The following is a 20,765-nucleotide window of genomic DNA, read 5'->3' on the forward strand; positions in this document are numbered from 1 at the left end:
TGCACCAGCGGCTTAGCGGCCCGAGCTCACACCATGCATCGGGCCGCGGGGTCGCGCGGTCCCACCGTCACGTACGCACACAGTCGGGAAGGCAGCCCCCGGTGCCACACGCTTCACACCATGTCAGTCCCCCCTCGCCCACGGCTCACGAGCCGGTCGAGCGACGCGATCCCGGTTCGCCAGCGGCGATCAGGCCGGCCTCGTTCGCGCAGAAGCGCCTGTGGTTCCTGGCTCAGCTTCCCAGCGGGAGTGCCGCGTACAACGAACCGCTCGCCTTCCGGCTCGACGGGCTGCTCGACAGCGAAGCCCTGGCCCGCTGCCTCGACATGCTGACGGAGCGTCATGAGGTGCTCCGAACGCGCCTCGTGGAGCACGACGGGGAGGTGTGGCAGCACATCGATCCGCCCGGTGCCGGATTCTGCCTGTCTCTCGTCGATCTTACGGACAGTGCTGATTCCGACGCGCGCCTCGAAGAGCTCCGGTCGGAGGAGACGGGCACCCCCTTCGATCTGGCCGCCGGCCCGCTGGGGCGCGGCCATCTGGTCACTCTGGGGGCAGGGAGCCACATCCTGCTGCTGACGTTCCATCACACTGTCTACGACGGACATTCGATGAGCGTCATGATGCGAGAACTCGGCCGGCTCTACGCGGCCCGGACGTCCGGTGATGCCGACCCGCTACCCCCGCTCGATGTGCAGTACGCCGACCACGCACAGGTGCAGCACGACACCGTCACCGACGGTGGTCTGTCCGGCCAGGAGTCCTACTGGCAAGGCGTTCTCGCCGGTGCCCCGGCTGTGTTGGAGCTCCCCGCCGACCGCACGCGCCCCGCCGAGCAGGCCTACGAGGGCGGCCGGATCGAGTTCGCGGTCGATGCGGTGACCACCGGCGCGCTGCGAGCCATGGCACGCAGGCACGGTGCCACGCTCTTCGTGACCGTCCTGACCGGATGGGCGATCCTGCTCTCCCGGCTCTCCGGACGCGACGACATCGTTGTCGGCAGCCCGGTCGCCAATCGCCGCGGGCCCGCCGCCGCGGACCTGATCGGCTTCCTCGTCAACTCGCTGCCCCTGCGGGTCGACCTGTCCGGCTCACCCACCGCGGCCGAGGCGCTGACGCGCACCCGCGCCGTCGTACGCGAGGCGCTCAGGAACCAGGACCTGCCCTTCGAGCGCATGGTGGAACTGGTCAACCCGCCTCGCAGCGCCGCCCACACCCCCCTCTTCCAGACGATGTTCGCCTGGCAGCCGGACCGGCACGACCTTCTCGACCTGCCCGGGGTACGGGTGCGGCCCCTGCCGATCGGCCACGCTCCCGCGCGCTTCGAACTTTCGCTGGTGGCGGTCGACGCCGGGGACCGCGTCACGGGTCACCTGGACTACGCGACCTCGCTCTACGACCGGGCCACCGCAGAGCGCTGGGCCCGTCACCTCGAACACCTGCTGCGGGACATGGCTCGCGCGCCGGAGCGGACCATCGGGGCGCTGGAGTTGATGGACGACGAGGAGCAGTTGCGCCTGCTGCGCGACTGGGATGCCACAGACAGCGTCCTGGAGCTCTCGTCCCGTGCCCCTGCGGGCTCGGTGACCCCGTCGTCCGTCCTGGCGGCCACCGGGCTCGTGGAACTGTTCGAGGCCCAGGTGCGCGCCCGGCCGCGCCGCACGGCTGTCGTAGGCCGGGACGACACCTTGGACTATGCGACCCTCGACCGTCGGGCCGACCACCTCGCCCGCGCTCTCGGCGCCCGTTCCGTGCGCCCCGGCGACGTGGTGGGCCTGCATGTCGGCCGCACCACCGCACTCGCCGTCGGCATCCTCGGCATCCTCAAGGCCGGCGCCGCCTACCTCCCCCTCGACCCCGGGCAGCCGTACGACCGGCTCACCGCCATGATCGAGGACGCGGCCTGCCCGGTGGTGCTGAGCGACCGTGTCGGGGACGGATGCCCCGGCCAGTGGCTGGACCTGGCGGCCGTCGAGGCCGAGGGAACCGACGACCGGGCGCCGGGCGGCATCGGCCACACCCCGGACCGGCTCGCCTACGTGATCTTCACCTCCGGCTCCACCGGACGGCCCAAGGGCGTCGCGGTGGAGCACCGCAGCGTGCTCAACCTGTTCGCCAACTGGCAGTCCCGCATGGGTTCCGGGCCCGGCGAACCCGGCTCCGCATGGTCCAGCATCGGGTTCGACGCCTCGGTCCACGAACTGCTGCTCCCACTGATCACCGGTGGAACGCTCCACATCGTTCCCGAGGAGCTGCGCGGCGATCCGGCCTCCCTCATGACGTGGATGGGCGAGCACGGCATCACCCAGGCTTTCCTCCCACCCGCCTATGTGAAGTGGATCGACGAGGATCCCGCCCGGCGGCTGGCGGGACTCCGGCTGCGTACTCTGCTCACCGGCGTCGAGTCGCTCACCGAGGCCGCCCTGCACCGCCTGACCAGGCACCTGCCCGGCCTGCGGATCTGCTTCGGCTACGGACCCACCGAGACGACGCTCTACAGCACCGCCTACTACGAGCCCGGCCCGCTGGAGCGGCAGTGCCCCGTGGGGCGTCCGCTCGGCAACACCCGCCTGTACGTGCTCGACCCGGATCTGCGACCGGTCCCGCCCGGCGTGGTCGGCGAGGTGTACCTCGGCGGTGACTGCCTCGCCCGGGGTTACCTCAACCGCCCCGACCTCACTGATGAACGCTTCCTGCCCGACCCGTTCCTGCCCGGTGAACGCGTCTACCGCACCGGTGACCTCGCCCGCCGCCTCCCCGACGGCCAAGCCCACTACGCCGGCCGTGCCGACGACCAGGTGAAGCTTCGCGGCTTCCGGATCGAGCCGGCCGAGATCGAGGCCGCGCTGGGCACTCTGCCCGGTGTTCGTGAGGCAGTCGTTCTGGTCGATCCGGACGCGGAGGGACAGCCCCGGCTCGTCGCCTGCGTGGGGCGGGGCGAGGCGGCACAGCGCACCACCCATGACTGGCGCACCGAGCTCGCACGCCTGCTGCCCGACTACATGGTCCCGGCCGCCTTCGTGGACCTGCCGACCCTCCCGCTCAACCGCAGCGGGAAACTCGACCGGGAGGCGCTGCTCGAGCTCGCACGCTCCCGGACGTCCCGCGGGGTCAACGCGGCCAGCCCGCGCGACCACATAGAGCACGGTCTGTACCGGATATGGGGAGAGATCCTGCTCGCCCCGGACATGGGCATCAGCGACGACTTCTTCGAGATGGGCGGCACCTCCCTGTCCGCGATCAAGATGGCGCACCGTGTCGCCGAAACGTTCGGCAGGCCCATACCGGTGGCCGAGATCATTCTCCGGCCGACCATCGAGGCCCTCGGCGCGTTGCTGCGCGAGGGGGAGGCCCCCGGCGCCACGGGAAACGTCATCGAGTTCCGGGGCGGCACGGGCGCGCGCGTCATCTGCATACACCCCGCCGGAGGTACAGCCTTCTGCTATCTGCCGCTGGCCGGACTGCTGCCTGACTCGGTGGCTCTGCACGGCATTCAGTCCCCGGGACTGAACGTCGGTGAGAACCACCTGCCGAGCGTCGAGGCGATGGCCGAAACGTACCTACGGCTGCTGGAGCCCCTGGGGCCGGGGCCGCTCGTACTGACCGGCCTGTCCTACGGAGGGCTCGTCGCTCACGAGATGGGACGCAGGCTCGCCCTCGGCGGCCGCACCGACGTCAGCGTCGTCCTGCTCGACACCCAGGCCACCGACGAACCGGCCGCCCGCGAAGCCATCGCGCCCGTGGACATGGCCGAGTTCCGCGACAAGCTGGTGCGGTTCAACGGCATGTACCCCGGAATCGAGGACGCCCAGGTGGAGCGGTACTTCCGGATCTACAACCACAACCGGATGACCGCCCGGGACCACGTTCCGGCCACCTCCGGCGCACGCGTCGTCCTCGCCCAGGCGGTGCCCGGGCGGGAGGACACCCCCTTCCACGCCGAGGTGCGCGACTTCTGGCGGCGCCGCTGCTCCGGGCTCCGGGTCGAAACCATGGACTGCGACCACTGGGAGATACTGGAAAGCACCGAAGTACCACAGGTGGCGGACATCATCGCCGCCGAACTCGCGCACCACACAGCCGTGCCGGCCACCGGCAACGCCCTCCCGGCCCGGGAGGCGTGATGCAGGACCACCGCCGCTTGTCTGCCGGTGCCCCGGCTCTTCCGCCGTATCCGACCCTGGCCGAGGCCGTGCTCGCCCGGACCCGGCGCACTCCCGGCGCACCGGCCGTCGAGGACGGAACGGTCGTCGTCGACCACGCCGGACTCGACCGCCTCAGTGGCCGGGTGGCGTCAGCCCTGCGCGCCGCCGGCGTACGTCCGGGTCAGGCGGTCGCCGTCTGCCTTCCCCGGTCGTGGCAGCTCGTCTGCGTCATGCTCGGCATCCGCCGTGCCGGGGCGACCGTCGTACCGCTCGACCGTCTCAGCCCCGACCGGCGCCGCCGGCACATACTCGACGACTCCGGGGCCGTGGCGGCCGTCCACCGTGCGACGGACGGGATCGACCTGCCGGCCTCGCTCCCGGCGTTCGACGCGGACCGGCTGATGGCAGGAGAGGACGAGCCCGCCGACGCGTTCCCGCCCGACGAGCCGCGGCAGGGCACCGCTTCCGAAGCCGCCTTCGTCTTCTACACGTCGGGGACCACGGGCCTGCCCAAGGGCGTCGAGGTCACCGACGCGGGCGTACTCAGGCTGGCGGGAGCGCAGTACGTGCCGGAGGGCGGGGGCAGCCGCTTCGGCTGCCTGTCCAACCCCGCCTTCGACGCACTGAGCTTCGAGGTCTGGACCCCGCTCCTGACCGGCGGCGTCTGTGTGGTGCTCCACGACGAAGTGGTGCAGAGCCCTGCGTTGCTCGCCACGGCCCTCCGCGACCGGCGCATCGACACGATGTTCATCACCGTGTCCCTGTTCAACGCCGTCGTGGCGGCGGTGCCCGACTGCTTCGCCACCGTCGGCCGGGTACTGATCGGGGGCGAGCAGCTCAACGCCCACGTCGTCCGGCGCTGGTACGAGAACAACCCGGACAGCGGCACGGTCCTGTTCAACGCGTACGGACCCACCGAGGCCACCACGTTCGCCCTGTGTCATCCCGTCGCCCGGGAGTTCACCGGCGACGCCGTCCCCATAGGCACGGCCCTGCCCGGCACCGGACTCCTCCTGCGCACCCCTGACGGGCGTGTTGCCGAACCCGGTGAGACGGCCGAACTCCTGCTCTCAGGGCCTGCGTTGGCCCTCGGCTACCGTAATCTTCCCCAGGAGACCGAGCGGTGCTTCGTGCTCCTGCCACGAGCGGACGGCGGTGAGGAACGCTGGTATCGCACCGGTGACCTCGTACGGGCGGACGACGAGGGCCGTCTCACCCACCTCGGCCGCGCCGACCGCCAGGTCAAGGTGCGTGGCTTCCGCATCGAGCCGGGGGAGGTGGAGCGGCACCTGCTGGCCCACCCCGCCGTGCGCCAGGCGCACGTGTGCACCCGGCGCGAGGACGCCGATCGGCACGAACTGCTCGCGTTCCTCGTACTGGAAGGCGATCTCTCCTACGAGACCTACGAACGGCATCTCGCCGACACCCTCCCGGTGTACATGCGCCCCCACCGTACGCACCCGGTCGAGCGGATCCCGCTCAGCGCCAACGGCAAGGCGGACGAGGCCGCCCTGCTCGGCACCGCCGAGGCACAGGCGCCCTGGCGTGGCGAACACCGTGGCGAACGGGAGGCCACCGCCGCCCAGCGGGAGATCCTCGACCTCGCGGCCGAAGTGCTCGGGATCGCGGGGCTGCGTCCGGCCGACCGGCTGACAGCGAGCGGCGGCGACTCGCTCAAGGCGCTGCGCCTACGGTTCGACATCCAGCGCCGATTCGGTGTGGACCTTCCCCAGGACCTCGTGCTGCGGGCCGACTTCGCCGCCATCGCGGACGCCGTGCACGCCCCGGACGCAGCCGTTGACATCCACCCGCCCGTACCCCTCGACGTCCCCGGCCCCACCTCGCCCGCCACCAGCGAGCAGGAGCGCCTGTGGCTCGAGCACGAACGTGACCCCGAGGACGCGGCCTACGACGTCCCACTCGCCTTCGAGGTGCGCGGGACCGTGCACCTCCCCGCGCTCCGGCGAGCGGTGCGGACGGTGGTGGAGCGCCACACGTCGCTGCGCACCCGCCTGGTACCCACCGCGCAGGGACTGCGGCAGGAGGTGGACGCCCCCTACGACCCGTGGCAGTCGTGCGACGCCGACGCCGGCGAGCCGTGGCAGGACTCGGCCTCCCGCTTCTTCGCCCACCGCTTCGACCTGCGCTCCCCGTACATGTGCCGGGCCACCTGGCTGCCGTCCGTCGAGCCGGACACGGGAGGCCCGCAGCGCGGCGCCGGCGCGGCCCGCGGCGCCTCCGACGGGGGGACCCTCCTGCTGCACCTGCACCACATCGCTGTGGACGGCTGTTCGCTCGGCATCATCCTGGGCGACCTCACCGAGGCGTACGCAGCGGCGTACGAGGGCGCAGAAACCCCGGCAGTGCCCGGCCCGGCCACGACCGTCGCGCACTTCGCCCACTGGCAGCGGGCCTGGCGCGCGAGCCCGGCCTACGACGAACAGCGCACCCGCCTGCGCGCGTACTACGAGCAGGGCGCCGAGACCGCGCCCGCCGCTACGGTGTCCTGTGCACCCGCCAGGCCCTCGGCCCGCCTGCTGCGTACCACCCTCGACGCGGTCCGGCGCGGCGCGCTCGACCGGCTTGCCGCGGAGCACGGCCGGACCCGCTTCCAGCTGCTGCTTTCCGCATACGTGTGGAGCCTCTACGGTGTGACCGGCCAGACCCGGCCGCTCGTGGCCGCGCCGGTGGCGAACCGGCCCCGGCCCGAGTTCGCGGACACGGTCGGCATGCTGGCGAACACCGTGCTCCTGCCTCTGGACATGGAGCCGGACGCCTCACTGGACGTCCTGCTGGGCCGGCACGCGGCGGCGTCCGCAGAGGTCCTGCGCGGACAGGAGGTGCTCCTTGCCGACGTGGTGGCGGACCGGGGGGCCAGCGCCCGGGGCGACCTCTTCGACTACCTGTTCGTCCAGGAGAACACCGACTTCTCGGCCCTGCGGCTCCCCGGCTGCGCCGTCGGCCCGCTCTGGCCGGCACCGCTCGGAGCCAAGTGCCGGATCACCCTCTCGGTCGTCGAGCACGCCTCCGGAATCGACTGCCTGTGGGAGTACCGGGAGGACGTCGACGAGAAGGAGGTACGGGCCGCCCCCCGCCTTCTCGGTCAGGCCGTCGACCGGATGGCCGACGGCGCCGACGTCACCCTGCGCGACCTGGTGGCACCGTACCGCCGCACGCTCCCCGAGCACGGCCGAGGCCCCGCATCCGCACCGGAGTTCGCCACCGTGGCCGAGGGTTTCCAGCGCCAGGCGCGCCGCACCCCCGACGCCCCGGCGGTGGCGACGGCTCACACCACCCTCAGCTACGCCGAACTCGACGCACAGGCAGCTGCGCTGGCGGAGAGCCTGCGCCCCTACCTGCCCGCCGATCCGGCCGCACCGGCAGCCGTCGCCCTGTACCTGGAGCCCTCGGTCGAGCACGTGGTGTCACTCCTCGCAGCCGCTCGGCTCAACCTGACCGCCGTGCCGCTCGACCCGTCGTACCCGCCGTCCCTGCTGCGCCAGGTGCTGGCCCAGGCCGCCCCGGTGTGCGTCCTGGTGACACCGGAACGGGTCGACGCGCTCGACGCCATCGCACCTGCAGGCCTGCCCCGCCACCCTCTCGTGTGTCCGGCGGACCCCCCGGCCGCGGAAATCTGGCCAGGACACCGAGCGCTGCGCCCCCTGTACACGCTGTTCACCTCGGGCTCCACCGGAACGCCCAAGGGCGTGCAAGTGCCTGACCGCACGGTGTGCAACCTGCTGACCTGGCAGCGCGACCACGGCGGACTGTCCGCTCCCGCCGTCACTCAGCAGTTCTCCATGCTGTCCTTCGACGTCTCCTTCCAGGAAGTCTTCACCACCCTGTGCTCCGGGGGCCTCCTCCGCCTGGTCGATCCCGCCTGGCGGCAGGACATGCCTGCCCTCCTGGACCGGCTGGAGAGCACGGGCGTGGAGCGCCTCTTCCTCCCCTACGTCGCCCTGCAACTGCTCGCGGAACACGGAGTGCGGACCGGCCGCCACCCCTCCCGGCTACGCGACGTCATCACCGCGGGCGAGCAGTTGGTCTGCACGGACGCGATCCGCGGATGGTTCGCCGGAATGCCCTCCGCGCGCCTCTTCAACCACTACGGCCCCACCGAGACACACGTGGTCAGCGGCCTCTGTCTGGAGGGCGACCCCGCCCGATGGCCACTGCGGCCGGCGATCGGACGGCCCGTCTCGGGCGCCCTTCTCCGGGTGCTGGACAAGGACGGCCACGCCCTTCCGCCCGGAGCGACCGGCCACCTCTGGCTCGGCGGCCCCATGGTCGGGCGCTGCTACCTGGGCGACAGCGAACTGAACCGCACCCGCTTCCTGGACGACCCCGAGGCCGGCACCTTCTACCGCAGCGGCGACCTCGCCCGCTTCGACCGTCGGGGCCTGCTGCACTACGCGGGACGGATGGACACCCAGGTCAAGATCAGTGGACACCGGCTGGAACTGGGCGCCGTCGAAGCCGCGCTGCTCCAGTACCCCGGGGTGACCAACGCGGTCGTCACAGAGACGCACGGTTCCCTCGTGGCCTGCCTCCAGGCCGACCAGGACCCCGACGTCGACGCGCTCGACCGCCACCTGAGCACGATGCTCCCCTCCCACGTCCGCGTCAGCCGCTTCCGGCGCCTGACCCGGCTGCCGCGCACGCCCAGCGGAAAAGTGGACCGCCAGGCGGCCCTGTCCGCCGCCGGACACGACCTGCGCCCCGGCGGCGGGGCCGCCCCGGCTCTCTCCGCACTGGAACGACGGCTCACCGACCTGTTCCGGGCGGTGACCGGCCGGAGCCCCGGTGCGCGGCAGCGGTTCTTCGACGCGGGAGCCACCAGCCTGGACCTGATGCGCTTCCAACTGCGCTGTGCGGGCGAGGGCGATCTGCACTTCGGCGTGCCGGAGCTGTTCGAGCACGTCACGATCCACTCCCTGGCGCGCCTCATCGAGGAGCGAGGTGCGCGGGCGGCCGACGGCGAGACACCCCTGGGCGCCTCCGCACCCGCCTCCTCCGACCCGGACCTTCCCATGGCCGCCCCGGACACCGGCCGCACACGTCCCGCCGAGGGCGACGAACCGGTTGCTGTCATCGGCATGGCCGTCCGCCTGCCCGGCGCCACCGACCTGGCCGCCTTCTGGGACCTGGTCACCTCCGGCGGGCGAGGGATCGAAGACTTCCCCGCCGCCGATGGGCTGGTCGGCGCCCGCAGCCAGATGGACGGGCTCCTCGCCTTCGACCCCGGCCACTTCGGCATCAGCCCGCACGAGGCCCGGCTCATGGACCCGCAGCAGCGGCACCTGCTGATGGCCTGCGTGCAGGCGCTCGCACACGCCGGCGTCGCCGACGCCGGAGGCGGGCGTGTCGGCCTCGTCGCCGCGTGCGGTGAGAACACCTACTTCCAGAGCCTGCTGAGGGAAGCCGATCCCGCAGCACTGCCCGACTCCTTCCGGCTCGCCCTGCACCACGAGAAGGACTTCCTGTCCACCCGGGCCGCGTACCACCTCGGCCTGCGGGGGCCTGCGCTCACCGTCCAATCCGCCTGCTCCAGCTCCCTCGTCGGCGTCCACCTCGCCGCCGGGCTGCTGCGGCAGGACGACGCCGACGTGATGCTCGTCGGCGGCGTCCTCGTGGACCGTGAGCTGACGGACGGGTACATCCACCGGCCGAACCACATCTTCTCCCCGGACGGTCACTGCCGGCCCTTCAGCGCGGACGCCGCCGGTACCGTGGGCGCCAGCGGTGTGGGCGTCGTCGTACTCAAGCCGCTTGCCGCGGCGCGCCGCGACGGCGACACCGTCTACGCCGTGATCACGGGCTCCGCCGTCAACAACGACGGTGCGGACAAGATGAGTTACAGCGCACCCTCGCTGGCCGGACAGCGGGCCGCGGTGAGTACCGCCCTGCGCCGCAGCGGCCGTACCGCCTCCGAAGTCGGCTACGTGGAGGCCCACGGAACCGGAACCCGGCTGGGCGACCCGATCGAAGCCGCCGCCCTGCGTGCCGGATACGAACTGGCCGACGACGCGGGCCTCGCCCTGTCCTCCGTCAAGAGCCAGATCGGGCACCTGGGCGCGGCCGCAGGTGTGGTGGGGCTGGTGCGGGCGGTGCTTGCCGTGCATCACGGAACCATCCCGCCGACCGCCGACTTCGACCGTCTCAACCCGGCCGTCGACGCGGGGCCGTTCCGGATACCGGTGACCGCACAGCCCTGGCCCCACGCGGCGTCGCGCGTCGCGGGCGTGAGCAGCTTCGGCATCGGCGGGACCAACGCCCATCTACTGGTGGAGAGTCCGGCCGGTACGGACACGACACCGCAGCCGCGCGACCAGCCTGTCCGCCGGCCACTACCCTGCCTCGTACTGTCCGCCAACTCGCCCGCCGCCCTGATAGCGGACGCCCACCGGATCGCCGACCACCTCAGCGCCTGCCCGCGCGACTACGCACAGGTGCTGCGCCACCTCCAGTCGGGCCGTCCGGTACGGGCCTACCGGGCCGCCGCCACCTGCGAGGACGCCGAATCGGCCGTCGCGTGGCTGCGCGCACTCGTACCGCCGGCCGTCCCGGTGCAACCGAGCGGCGTACCGGCAGCGGGAATCGACGCGCTGGAGCCGGCCACGGCGTGGACAGCCGGCCACACCGTCGACTGGACGCCGGGCCCGGCCCCCGCGCCCTGGGACTTCCCGCCGCCCGCGTTCGACCTGGCGGACTACGACTTCCCACGCGCGAAGCCGACGGCACCGGCACCGGCGGACGCCCCTGCGCCCAGGACACCGATGCCGGTGCCGGGCCGGACCCCGGACCCGCAGCGGCTCCCGATCGGCCGGTGGACGCACCAACCGCAGTGGACACGGCTCCGCAGGGCACGGACCGACGAGTCGGCCCTGGTGCGCACCGCCGTGATCGTCGCCGACGAGCGGACCGACCCGACGGCGTGGGCGGAACTGGAGCGCCGATACACACGGGTGCTGTGGCTGCTGCCCGGCAAGGACCTCGTCCGGATCGACGACGACCGCTACGAGGCGGACCCTTCCGACACCGAGCACCTGGCCGCCGTACTGCTCGAGGCGGGCGCACCGGGCCCGGGCACCGCAGTCGACTGGCTGCACGCGCTGCCTCTCGCCATCGACGGCGACATCGGCGAGCCGTCCCTCGACACGGCCCGATGGGCGTGCCTCGACACCGTCGCCGCCCTGTCCCTGGCCGTCGCCGACGTCGCACGGACACACGGCCGTGACCGGCCCCGCCTGTACTTGCTCTCCTGCGGCGCCCAGCCGGTCACCGGTCCGGTCCGGCGGCCTGAGGCAGGTCTGCTGGCCGCGGCGACACAGGTGCCGAGACAGGAACTGGGCACGGAACTGCACTGGATCGACCTGCCCGGCCCCGATCCGACCTCGTGGTCGGCGTTCCTCCCGGACCTCCTCCTCGACTTCCCGGCGGAGATGTCCGTCGTCGCCCTGCGCGACTCCTTCTGGTGGCACCGCGCCGTCCACCCCGTGGCTGCTCCGGCCACGCCCCGAAAGGACACGGACCGCAGCACTGAAGCATGGGCACGGAGCTCCGGCACGCACCTGGTCCTCGGCGGTACCGGTGGCATCGGCGCCGTCGTAGCCGCCCGGATCCTGAGACATCCGGAGAGCCGCGTCGTCCTGCTGTCCCGCCACGCCCTGCTCCCGCCGGCCCTGGAACCCTGGCGGGACCGGATCACACTGGTGCGGGCGGACCTCGCCGTCGAGGAGTCGGCCGAGATCGCGGATCGCCTGGCACCCCAACTGGACGGTGGCCTGGCCGGCATCGTGCACGCGGCCGGAACGCCCGCCGGTGGGCTACTCGCGCTGCGCGACTCGGAAACCGCCCGCCGGGGGACGGATGTCAAACTCCGTGGCGCCCTGCTCATGGAGCGGCTCATCGCTTCGTACGACCCGGACCACGCCGTCTACTGCTCGTCCATGGCCTCCTTGTTCGGCGGCGTCGGACAGTTCGACTACGCCGCGGCCAACGGCTGCCTGGACGCGTTCGCCCAGTACCGGGCCGACAACGGCACGAGCCGTACGGTCCGCATGGGCATCGGCTGGGACGTCTGGCGCGAGGCCGGTATGGCGCTGAGCGCGCTCGGCCACGACGGACAGCACCAGAGACACCTGCTCACCGGCCTGACATCCGACGAAGGTGCTGCCCTGTTCGAACAGGCCATGCGGCTGCAACTCCCGCACCTCATGGTCAACACCACCGATCTCGCCCAGGCCCGAAGCTTCTACGAACGGCCGTCGGCCGCCTCCGTGGAGACGACGCGCCCTGCCGCCGAAGCAGCACGGCCGACGCGGAGTCCGGCGCCCGGCCACGATCGCGTCGCGCAACTCGTCGACACCGTGGCCCCGCTGCTCGGGGTGGACGACCTGGGGACCGACGTGTCGCTGTACGACCTCGGCGCGGACTCCCTGATGCTGCTGGAACTCGCGGACCGGATAAAGGAGCGCTTCGGCGTGGACCTCGACCTCTCCCGTTTCAGCCACCGGGTCAGCGTCGCGGAGATCTCCGGCCTCATCGACGCCGCCGCCCGCGACGCACGTTCCACCACCTCGGATCCGGTGCAGGTCGAGGTGTGGCAGCGGGGCGTCGACGGTTCGGACATGCTCTGTCTGGTCCACCCGGTCGGCGGTGACATCCAGGCCTACCGCCCGCTCGTGTCCGCACTGGGCGACCGGCTCACCGTGTGCCTGATCGCGGATCCCGCACTGCGCGACGTCCCGGGCCGGCCCACCGAGCCCATCGCCGAGCGTGCCGCAAGTTACCTCGAGGCGGTCCGGGCCGAACACGCCGGATCCGGCGGCCGACTGTTCCTGGCCGGGTGGTCCTTCGGTGCCTGGGTGGCCCTGTCGATGGCCGCTCTTGCGGAGAAGCAGGACCAGCCTGTGGCCGGCCTGTACCTGCTTGACCCGCCGCCGCCCGGCGCGGGCGCGCTGGTGGCTGCCTACGACGACCGACAGGTGGACGCCGTCTTCGCCCGCGAACTGGGCGGCAATCGCGCAGGTGGGCTGAGCGACAGCGGACGTGAATACGCCGAACACCTGGCCCGGTGCTGCCGTGCCAACCTGTCGGCCATGGCCGGCCACCGGCTGCCACACCTGAGCCTCACCCCGAGTTCCCTGTGGATCGCGGAACGTACCGTCCCAGACGTACCGTCCCTCGCGCCGGAGCCTGTGCCGACCGAGGAATGGGAGGCCCATCTCCCGTCCCCCGTGCGCGCCCACAGAATCGACGCGGACCACTACACGCTCGTCGCCGCACCCCACGTGGAGTCCATAGCCGCCGCCATCCTGCACGACGCGGCACCGCGCGGAGAAGCCGGACACGGCACCGGACCGAGGCCGACGCGGGACTTCAGCCCCCCGCGCTGACCGCCACCACCAACTCACCCGACACAGCACGCACGAGTGACATCACCCACGAGCAGAAGAGGTCCCTTCCATGGAGGAGTACGCACTCCAGGCGGTCGAACGTCTGACGACCCGCCCGGCCGAACCGTACGAGACGATCTCCGTCACGCCCGTCACTCCGGTGCTGGGCGCCGAGGTGACGGGCCTCGACCTGTCACAGGAACTGACGCCCCGCCAGGAAAAGGAATTGATACACGCGTTCCTCACCCACCACGTGCTGGTCTTCCGCGAGCAGGACATCACCCCCGAGCAGCACAAGCGCTTCGCCACCCGCTTCGGTGAGCTGCACCCTGTGGCGCTCGCGGCCGACGGCTCCGACCCGCACATCCTGGAGATCAGGGCGACGAAGGAGTCCCGGGCCATCGCGGGCAACGGCTGGCACGCCGACGGCACCGCCGACGCCGACCCCTCGCTCGGCTCCATGCTGTACATCACGGAGATCCCCGAGGGGGGCAGCGGCGGAGACACCCTGTTCGCCAACATGCACCTGGCCTACGAACTCCTCTCCCCGGCCATGAGGTCCTTCCTGGACGGGCTCAGCGCACTGCACGACGGCGCCCTGCCCTGGGCCGCCGCCGGGCAGACCCCACCGGCGGACTACGACATCCCCCGCACCGAGCACCCCGTGGTCGTCCTGCACCCGGAGACCGGACGCAAGCTGCTCTTCGTGAACGGCCCCTACACCTCGCACATCACCCAACTGGCAAGGCCGGAGAGCGATGCGCTCCTTCAGATGCTCTACGCCCACATAGCCCGCACGCCCCTGCTCCAGTGCCGTATCCGCTGGCAGCCGCGCACCCTGGTGTTCTGGGACAACCGGTGTGTACAGCACCACGCGGTCTGGGACTACTTCCCCCACGGCCGCTACGGCCAGCGGGTAGCCATCAACGGAACCCGCCCCCAGCGGGGTTCCACGACCTGACCCCGCGGCGCCACCCGGCCCGCCGCCGACGGGCCTTCCGGTACCGGTGTCGTCGGCCGGCGCGAGGTCAGGGAAGTCCGGGCGTGCCAGGTTCGGTGCACCGGCCCTGGGTGGGGGACGTCCCGTGTACCCCCACCCGTTGAGGGCCCCGGCCGGTCAGACGGTGAGCGCGGCGGCCTCGTCCGGAGGGGAGGCGGCCGTCCGCCACGCTGCGGTCACCGCGGTGCGCGCCCGGGCCGTCTTGAGGTGCGGCCGTCGGCCGGCTCGAGCGGCGCGCCCACGTGGACATGGCGGCCCGGTCGGCGCAGAGGTGCAGTGACCGGCCCGGCGAGCTCCAGCGCGCCCCCAGGCACGCAGGGTGGCCGGGTTGAGCGCGAGGTGGCGCGCGAGTTCACCGGTGCTGTACGGCTGACGCGTTACGTGGTTCGGCACGCGGAGGACCCCCTGTCGTTCTTCGAGCAGGCTGTTCCCGATGATCCGCGCCCCCGTGCGGCGATCGACGCGGCCGCGGCAGCAGTCGTGTCGCCCGGCTGATGAGCACTCTGGATCATTCCCTGCGTCGGGCGGCGGCGGCCGGCCACCAGGGCACACCGCAGCGAGCGGCGCCGATGTGCCCAGGAAGGAGTGCACGCCATGATCCCCCCGACATCTGAGGGGTCTGTTCAGAACCCGTCGCCCCATCCGAAAGTGACGTTGTACGCGCGCTGGAGTGCGTGTCGGCCGTGGTCCCCGTCGGCGTAGGCCCATGCGAGGGCTGCGGAGAACCAGAGCAGAAAGACTCCGCTGACGATGCCCAGAGCGATTAGTTTCCCGTTCCAGCTGAGGAGGACCAGGGCGATGGTCACGATGACCAAGCCGATGTGGGCTCCCCGAGAGCCGAGCGATGCAGCCTTGCGTGTCTTTCTGCGTTCGGCCCGTTCTGCGGCGAAGCGCTCCTCTCGAACAGACTGCGGTTCGTTCTCGTCGAAGCTCATCTCGTCCCCCCGGCGCTGACGCTACATGCACCCGGTCCACGTCGTCAGAGGAGCATCACGGGGATATGGGGAGACGAGCAGGCCCCGCCGTCGCGTTCCACGGCGCCCCGTGGTGCTTGCCGGACGATCTCGCGTGGGCCGGCCGGGTCAGCGAGGGGAGGTGCGTGAGCCGGGACGGACCAGGCCTACGACTGCGGTGATCACGAGCGCTACGGCGGCACAGCCGGAGAGCAGGGGAAGCACGGCCATTTCGTTCGTCAGCTGATTCGCGGCACTGATGGCGAGTATGACGCCGACCACCAGGTAGAGGGCACTCATGCCACGGCTCGACGGGATCATCTGCCATGTGCGATTACCCATGTCGTCCTCCAACTAGACCGTTCTGTAACGCGGTTCACATGCCCGAAGATCCAGAAGTCATTCCTGCCACACACCGCTCCTCGTGTACGCCTCACGCGGTGGTTCGTCGAGCCGGAGTTCCGCCGCGCAGGGAGCAGGCCCGCCCCGCGCCCCGCCGTGAGGCTGAACCCCTCCTCCCTCAGCAGGTCGGCGACGGTATCCGAGACACGGTGACCCTGCATGTGAGCTCGTCGGCGAGTCTGCAGGTGGACTTCATCGTCCATCGCAGCGGTGACATCGGATCCCCGCGCATATCCGGCTCGACCAGGGCCAACAGTGCGGGCCGCAGTCCGGGATCCACCTCGTCCGCCCACTTGCGCCCGCCACCGAGCCCTAGGAGCGTCGCACCGGAGGACCGGCCTTCGCGGATGGGCCGTGGTCCCGGACGTAGACAGTGATGCGCGCCCCGTTGACCCGCGTTGTCGCGTACTCGCGAAAGTGACGCTCCAGGGTGTCTGTTTTCGCCTTCTCCTGTGGATCGGAGAGAGAGTCTTTACGCGCCACTCGGACCGTGATGATCCGGTGGAACCGCATCATGCGTGCCGCGATGTCACGGGCGGGAAGCTCGATACCGGCGAGCGTGTTCGACTCAACCGGGCCCTGTGCCAGGGCGAGGTCCGTCGGTCGACGGGAGTCCCCGGGGTAGGTCGCAGCCAGAATTCTGTGTCGGCCGGCGAGGTAGACCAGCCCGTCACCAGGGCGGGCTGCTTCCCGCACAGCGGCGCCGATGGCGGTGACGTCATTGCTCCGGCTCTGTGGAGTTCTGAGCGAGAGACTCGGCGGTACGAGCGCCACCAGGGCCGCGGCCGCCGCGATGTGGGCGGTCCGGGAGTATCGCGGCAGCCGGTGGACGTACTCCAGCCAGGCACCAACCAGCAGGGCGACTCCGATGTTGCTGAAGAGGAGGTAGCGGTCGACGAACAGCGGTTTGACCAGGGAGGCGGTCAGCAGCAGAGCACCCGGGAGTACGAGAATCGGTACGGCCAGCGCGGCGAGCCGCACGGGCCCGTCACTCCGTAGCGGCGCCCGGGCGCACGCCACCCCGACGATCACCGCGACCAGCAAGTGGTAGGGGCGCACCGGTCCGTCGATCCAGGACACCTGCTCCGACTGTCCCGCGCTGACGACTGCGAGCGGCAACAGCCCGATCACCACGCCGGCAGCGGCGACACTCCACGCCCTCAGCACTCCTTTCGGCGTGCGGGAGACGATCAGTGTGACGCCGTGTGCGGCCAGCGCGAGGACCGCGAACTCGTGGAGCAGGCAGGCCAGGAGCATCGTGAGGCCGTACACCGTCCACCGCCACCGGTGGCGCCGTGGCACGTTGGCCACAAGTGCGTAGGTGGCCCAGGCGATCAGGGCGCAGACCATGGCGTAGGACCGGCCTTCCTGCGAGTATTTCTGCACCTGGGGAAGGAGCGCGAACACCAGCCCGGCCAGCACTCCGGCGCGGGGTCCCGCCAGACGCAGTCCTAGAAGTCCGACTCCGCCGGCTGCGGCGGACATGGCCAGTACGGACGGCAGCCGCAAGGACAACAGCCCGGGGCCGAAGAGATCGAAGATCACGTGCATCACGGCGTAGTAGAGGGCGTGGACCAGGTCGACCTGCTGGATCGTGTCCCATATCTGGGACGGCTCGCGCTGCGCGAGTTGGTAGGTGACGGCTTCGTCGCCCCACATCGTGTTCCGCCTGCGGATGCCCCAGAGTCCCAGAGCTGCGGTCAGTGACGCGGGTGCGATGATGACCAGGGCTCTGACCGGGTCGGAGGGTAGCCGGGCCGGAGGGCAGCCGGTGGCGGCGGGAGCGCGTACGTCGATGGACATCGGCGGCGGGACCTTTCGGCGGCGGGAGAAGCCGCCACTTTGCCCGGCCCCAGGTGACCGGTTGCTGACCCAACCTGACCGGCCGATCAGGAACTTTGCGGATGCTGTGCGAGGCTGCACGGCATGCGCATCCTGGTGGTCGAAGACGAGGTGGACCTCGCCCGGACCCTGCACACCGGTCTGACCGCCGAGGGCTACAGCGTCGACCTGGCCCATGACGGCCGGCAGGGGCTGTGGATGGCCAGGACCGGTGAGTACGCCGTGGTCGTCCTGGACTTGATGTTGCCCGGCCTCAACGGCTACAAGGTCTGTGCCCAGTTGCGCCGGGAGGGCAACGCGACCCCGATCCTGGTGCTCACCGCGAAGGACGGGGAGTGGGACCAGGCGGAGGCTCTGGACACGGGTGCCGATGACTACCTGGCCAAGCCCTTCTCGTACCTCGTGCTGGTCGCACGGCTGCGGGCCCTGGTCCGACGTGCCGCAGCCGTCGCCCCGCCCGTCCTCGCCGTCGGTGACCTCTCGCTGGACGTCGCCGCCCGCATCTGCCGCCGGGCCGGAGCGCGGGTGGACCTCACTCCTAGGGAGTTCTCGGTGCTGGAACTGCTGGCCCGCCGGGCGGGCCAGGCCGTTTCCAAGGCGGATCTGCTGTACCACGCATGGCCCGATGACGCTCTGGACCCGAATCTGGTGGAGGCGCGCGTCAGCGTGCTGCGCAAGAAGGTGGACGCGGCGTTCAGCCGGCAGTCCCTACAGACCGTGCGAGGTATCGGCTACCGCTTGGTGGACGACCGTGAACACGGCTGAGCCACGGCGCCGCTGGTGGCCACGGTCCGTGCGGGCCCGAACCGCCCTGGCCGTCGCCTCGACCGCCGCCGTCATCCTGGTCGCCATCGGCTGGTGGCTGCACCGCGACGTCTACCGCCAGAGCACCCAGATCGCCCTTGGCCAGGCTCAGGCACCTCTCCTCGCGCTGGCCGACCAGCTGCGTGAGGGCAAGATTCCCAGCCGCAGAAGCGCCGTGCCGTTCGAGGTCGTCGCGACCGGTCGCAGCACGGCCGTCGCCTCCGGCGGAGGAATGGACGTCTTCGCCCCGGGCTCCCCTCATGTTCTGCCCGCTCCGCCCCGGCTCTCCGAGCCACTGGTCACCGATTCGGGCTGGTACTACGAGCAGCGCACCATCCGCATTCCGGAGCGCCGCGACGAGCCCGCGGGCAGGTTCGACTTGGGCGGTGGTACCTACGCAGTCCTGTCCACCGACATCTGGGCCGGTGAACTCAGCAGTACCGGGGCCGCGAACCTGGGCGTCTCCCCGGACGCCACACTGCGGGTCCATGTGGTGGTGCTCCCGCACACGACCAATGCGATCACCGACAGCGTGAATTCCCTGCTGGTGCGGGCCGGACTCGTGAGCCTCGTGCTGATCTCCGCCATCACCTATTTCACCGTACGCATCGCTCTGCGGCCGGTCGAAGCGATTCGCGTCGCCACCGCCTCCGTCACCGCGAGCGACCCCCGCGAGCGTGTCTCCGTTCCCGCTACGGGACACGAGATCACCGCCCTGGCCACCACCATCAACACCACCCTGCAACGCCTCGACGACGCCGCAGCCCAGCAACGACGCTTCATCGCGGACGCGGCACACGAACTGCGCAGCCCGCTCACCACCCTGCTGGCCAGCCTTGAAGTGGCCCTCGCCTACCCGGACCGCACCGACTGGCCCACTGCGGTCACCACCGCCGCACGGCAGACCAGACGGCTGCAGGCCCTCGCCGAGGACCTGCTGCTCCTCGCCCGCCTCGACGCCCACGCACCGACGACCGGCAGCGGCACCGTGGACCTGGCCGCCCTCGTCTCCCTGCTCGTAGAGCAGTACGGCCTGCCGGACCGACCGGTGGCACTCACCGCGGACACGGCCGCGCCCGCGTATGTGCGCGGCAGCAAGGGCGACTACGAGCGACTGCTGCGCAACCTCGTCGACAACGCCGCTCGCCACGCCACGAGCCGTGTCCAGGTCAACGTCCGTAACCAGGACGAGCAGGTCGTCCTGTCCGTGCACGACGACGGGCCGGGCGTACCCGGCGAGGACGCCGAGCGCGTCTTCGAACGCTTCGTCCGGCTCGACGACGCCCGCTCCCGCGACCGCGGGGGCACCGGCCTCGGCCTCCCCATCGCCCGCGAACTCGCCCACCGCCACCGAGGAACGCTGGCTCTCGTCCCCTCCGACCTCGGGGCGTGCTTCCGGCTGCGCCTTCCCCGAGCGCCTGCTCCGCCCGAACCGTGACCCGCTCCTTGGGAATGGGCAGGGCTGCTGTCGGCCTGCCGCTCACCCGCCTGCTCTGCCCGCGCCGGTTGCCCTGCTCAACTGGGCGGCGAGGCGGACGGCGGTCTTCTCCCCGGCTCGTTGTCTGATCAGACCCTCTTTGGCTGCTGCACGAAGCCAGACCTCCGAGCTGTTCTCATCGGTCTTCAGTACTCGCGCGGTCACCACCACGGGATTCAGACCGTCGGCACCGCCGCCGGCGACGACGCGGACAGTCTCGTCCTCACCAGGGCGTACCGGCACGGTCTCAATAGCGTGGCCGGCCCTCGCGAGTACACCGGAGACGCGCTTCACCGCATCGTCGAAAGGAAGGGGAACAAGCAGATCGATCTCATGGACGTTCTTCCTCATCAGCTTGGCCACCACCCGGACCAGGCGACCACTACCCCCACCCATTGCGCCGAGCGCAGCGAGCTCCTCAGCCAAGATCTGGTCTTCGCTCTGATCCACGGACCCCCCTCACAGACAGACCGCTCCTACCTGGCGACTACATGCTGTTCTGCCCGGCAGACCGTGGTGACGTATGCCGATCGTTGAAGCACACCTCGGCCCTGCCCACCAGCCTTTTCCGGCCGTCGACCTTGCCGACGATTCGCCGGAGCATCATCTCCTGAAGCCGGAACCGGCCGTGGTGGCCCGGGCAGCGGGATGGTGGGCGGAGCTGGAGGTGAGCAGCGAGACGCTAGCAGGCTGTCCTCGCTCCACCACTGGTCAGGCCGAGGACGCAGGCCGACAGTGACTCGA

The 20,765-nt window shown here is 71.2% G+C and carries 10 protein-coding genes and 1 pseudogene; 6 read left to right on the forward strand and 5 right to left on the reverse strand.

Annotated elements, in window-relative coordinates; translation table 11 throughout:
* Positions 1 to 101: 101 nt before the first annotated feature.
* The 4 genes from P8A20_RS36600 (at position 102) to P8A20_RS36620 (ending at position 15,038) form a co-directional block, all read left to right on the forward strand.
* Positions 102 to 4,124: a non-ribosomal peptide synthetase gene (locus P8A20_RS36600; protein WP_306105057.1), complete on the forward strand. Its 4,023-nt coding sequence runs from the start codon at positions 102 to 104 to the stop codon at positions 4,122 to 4,124.
* A complete protein-coding gene (locus P8A20_RS36605) occupies positions 4,124 to 13,543 on the forward strand; it encodes a non-ribosomal peptide synthetase (RefSeq protein WP_306105058.1) in 9,420 nt (3,139 codons plus the stop codon). The genes P8A20_RS36600 and P8A20_RS36605 overlap by 1 nt, the downstream gene beginning before the upstream one ends.
* A gap of 70 nt (positions 13,544 to 13,613) precedes the next feature.
* Positions 13,614 to 14,504, forward strand: a complete 891-nt coding sequence (locus P8A20_RS36610) for a TauD/TfdA dioxygenase family protein (protein WP_147958204.1) — start codon at positions 13,614 to 13,616, stop codon at positions 14,502 to 14,504.
* Positions 14,505 to 14,882: 378 nt separating this feature from the next.
* The gene (locus P8A20_RS36620) at positions 14,883 to 15,038 is read left to right on the forward strand and encodes a hypothetical protein (protein ID WP_261988539.1); all 156 of its coding nucleotides are present in this window, start codon (positions 14,883 to 14,885) and stop codon (positions 15,036 to 15,038) included.
* Between the two features lie 128 nt (positions 15,039 to 15,166).
* Here P8A20_RS36620 and P8A20_RS36625 read toward each other — a convergent pair whose 3' ends face one another.
* From P8A20_RS36625 to P8A20_RS36640, 4 genes and pseudogenes are all read right to left on the reverse strand, one after another.
* The gene (locus tag P8A20_RS36625; RefSeq protein ID WP_147958203.1) at positions 15,167 to 15,478 is read right to left on the reverse strand and encodes a hypothetical protein; all 312 of its coding nucleotides are present in this window, start codon (positions 15,476 to 15,478) and stop codon (positions 15,167 to 15,169) included.
* A 147-nt stretch (positions 15,479 to 15,625) separates the two neighbouring features.
* Positions 15,626 to 15,838 (reverse strand): hypothetical protein, encoded by a 213-nt coding sequence (locus tag P8A20_RS36630; protein ID WP_147958202.1) that lies wholly within the window; start codon positions 15,836 to 15,838, stop codon positions 15,626 to 15,628.
* Between the two features lie 158 nt (positions 15,839 to 15,996).
* Positions 15,997 to 16,205, reverse strand: a pseudogene (locus P8A20_RS36635) (ISAzo13-like element transposase-related protein); the annotation flags it as partial.
* Between the two features lie 5 nt (positions 16,206 to 16,210).
* Complete coding sequence (locus P8A20_RS36640) at positions 16,211 to 17,701, reverse strand: glycosyltransferase family 39 protein (protein WP_306105059.1); 1,491 nt, start codon at positions 17,699 to 17,701, stop codon at positions 16,211 to 16,213.
* A gap of 123 nt (positions 17,702 to 17,824) precedes the next feature.
* On the opposite strand from P8A20_RS36640, the gene P8A20_RS36645 reads away from it, so the two are divergent.
* Entirely contained in the window at positions 17,825 to 18,505 is a 681-nt protein-coding gene (locus P8A20_RS36645; RefSeq protein WP_147958200.1) for a response regulator transcription factor, read from the forward strand.
* A complete protein-coding gene (locus P8A20_RS36650) occupies positions 18,492 to 19,982 on the forward strand; it encodes a sensor histidine kinase (protein ID WP_306105060.1) in 1,491 nt (496 codons plus the stop codon). The genes P8A20_RS36645 and P8A20_RS36650 overlap by 14 nt, the downstream gene beginning before the upstream one ends.
* A 42-nt stretch (positions 19,983 to 20,024) precedes the next feature.
* Here P8A20_RS36650 and P8A20_RS36655 read toward each other — a convergent pair whose 3' ends face one another.
* The gene (locus P8A20_RS36655; protein WP_147958198.1) at positions 20,025 to 20,471 is read right to left on the reverse strand and encodes a hypothetical protein; all 447 of its coding nucleotides are present in this window, start codon (positions 20,469 to 20,471) and stop codon (positions 20,025 to 20,027) included.
* Positions 20,472 to 20,765: the final 294 nt, after the last annotated feature.

It is taken from the genome of Streptomyces sp. Alt3 (genome assembly GCF_030719215.1).
In the GTDB taxonomy this organism is placed as follows: Bacteria; Actinomycetota; Actinomycetes; order Streptomycetales; family Streptomycetaceae; genus Streptomyces; species Streptomyces glycanivorans.

What these genes read in the sequence shown, in the direction of transcription:
- P8A20_RS36605 (WP_306105058.1), top strand. Translation starts at nt 4,124, where the DNA reads ATGCAGGACCACCGCCGCTTGTCTGCCGGTGCCCCGGCTCTTCCGCCG.
- P8A20_RS36610 (WP_147958204.1), top strand. Translation starts at nt 13,614, where the DNA reads ATGGAGGAGTACGCACTCCAGGCGGTCGAACGTCTGACGACCCGCCCG.
- P8A20_RS36625 (WP_147958203.1), bottom strand. Translation starts at nt 15,478, where the DNA reads ATGAGCTTCGACGAGAACGAACCGCAGTCTGTTCGAGAGGAGCGCTTC.
- P8A20_RS36630 (WP_147958202.1), bottom strand. Translation starts at nt 15,838, where the DNA reads ATGGGTAATCGCACATGGCAGATGATCCCGTCGAGCCGTGGCATGAGT.
- P8A20_RS36640 (WP_306105059.1), bottom strand. Translation starts at nt 17,701, where the DNA reads ATGTCCATCGACGTACGCGCTCCCGCCGCCACCGGCTGCCCTCCGGCC.
- P8A20_RS36645 (WP_147958200.1), top strand. Translation starts at nt 17,825, where the DNA reads ATGCGCATCCTGGTGGTCGAAGACGAGGTGGACCTCGCCCGGACCCTG.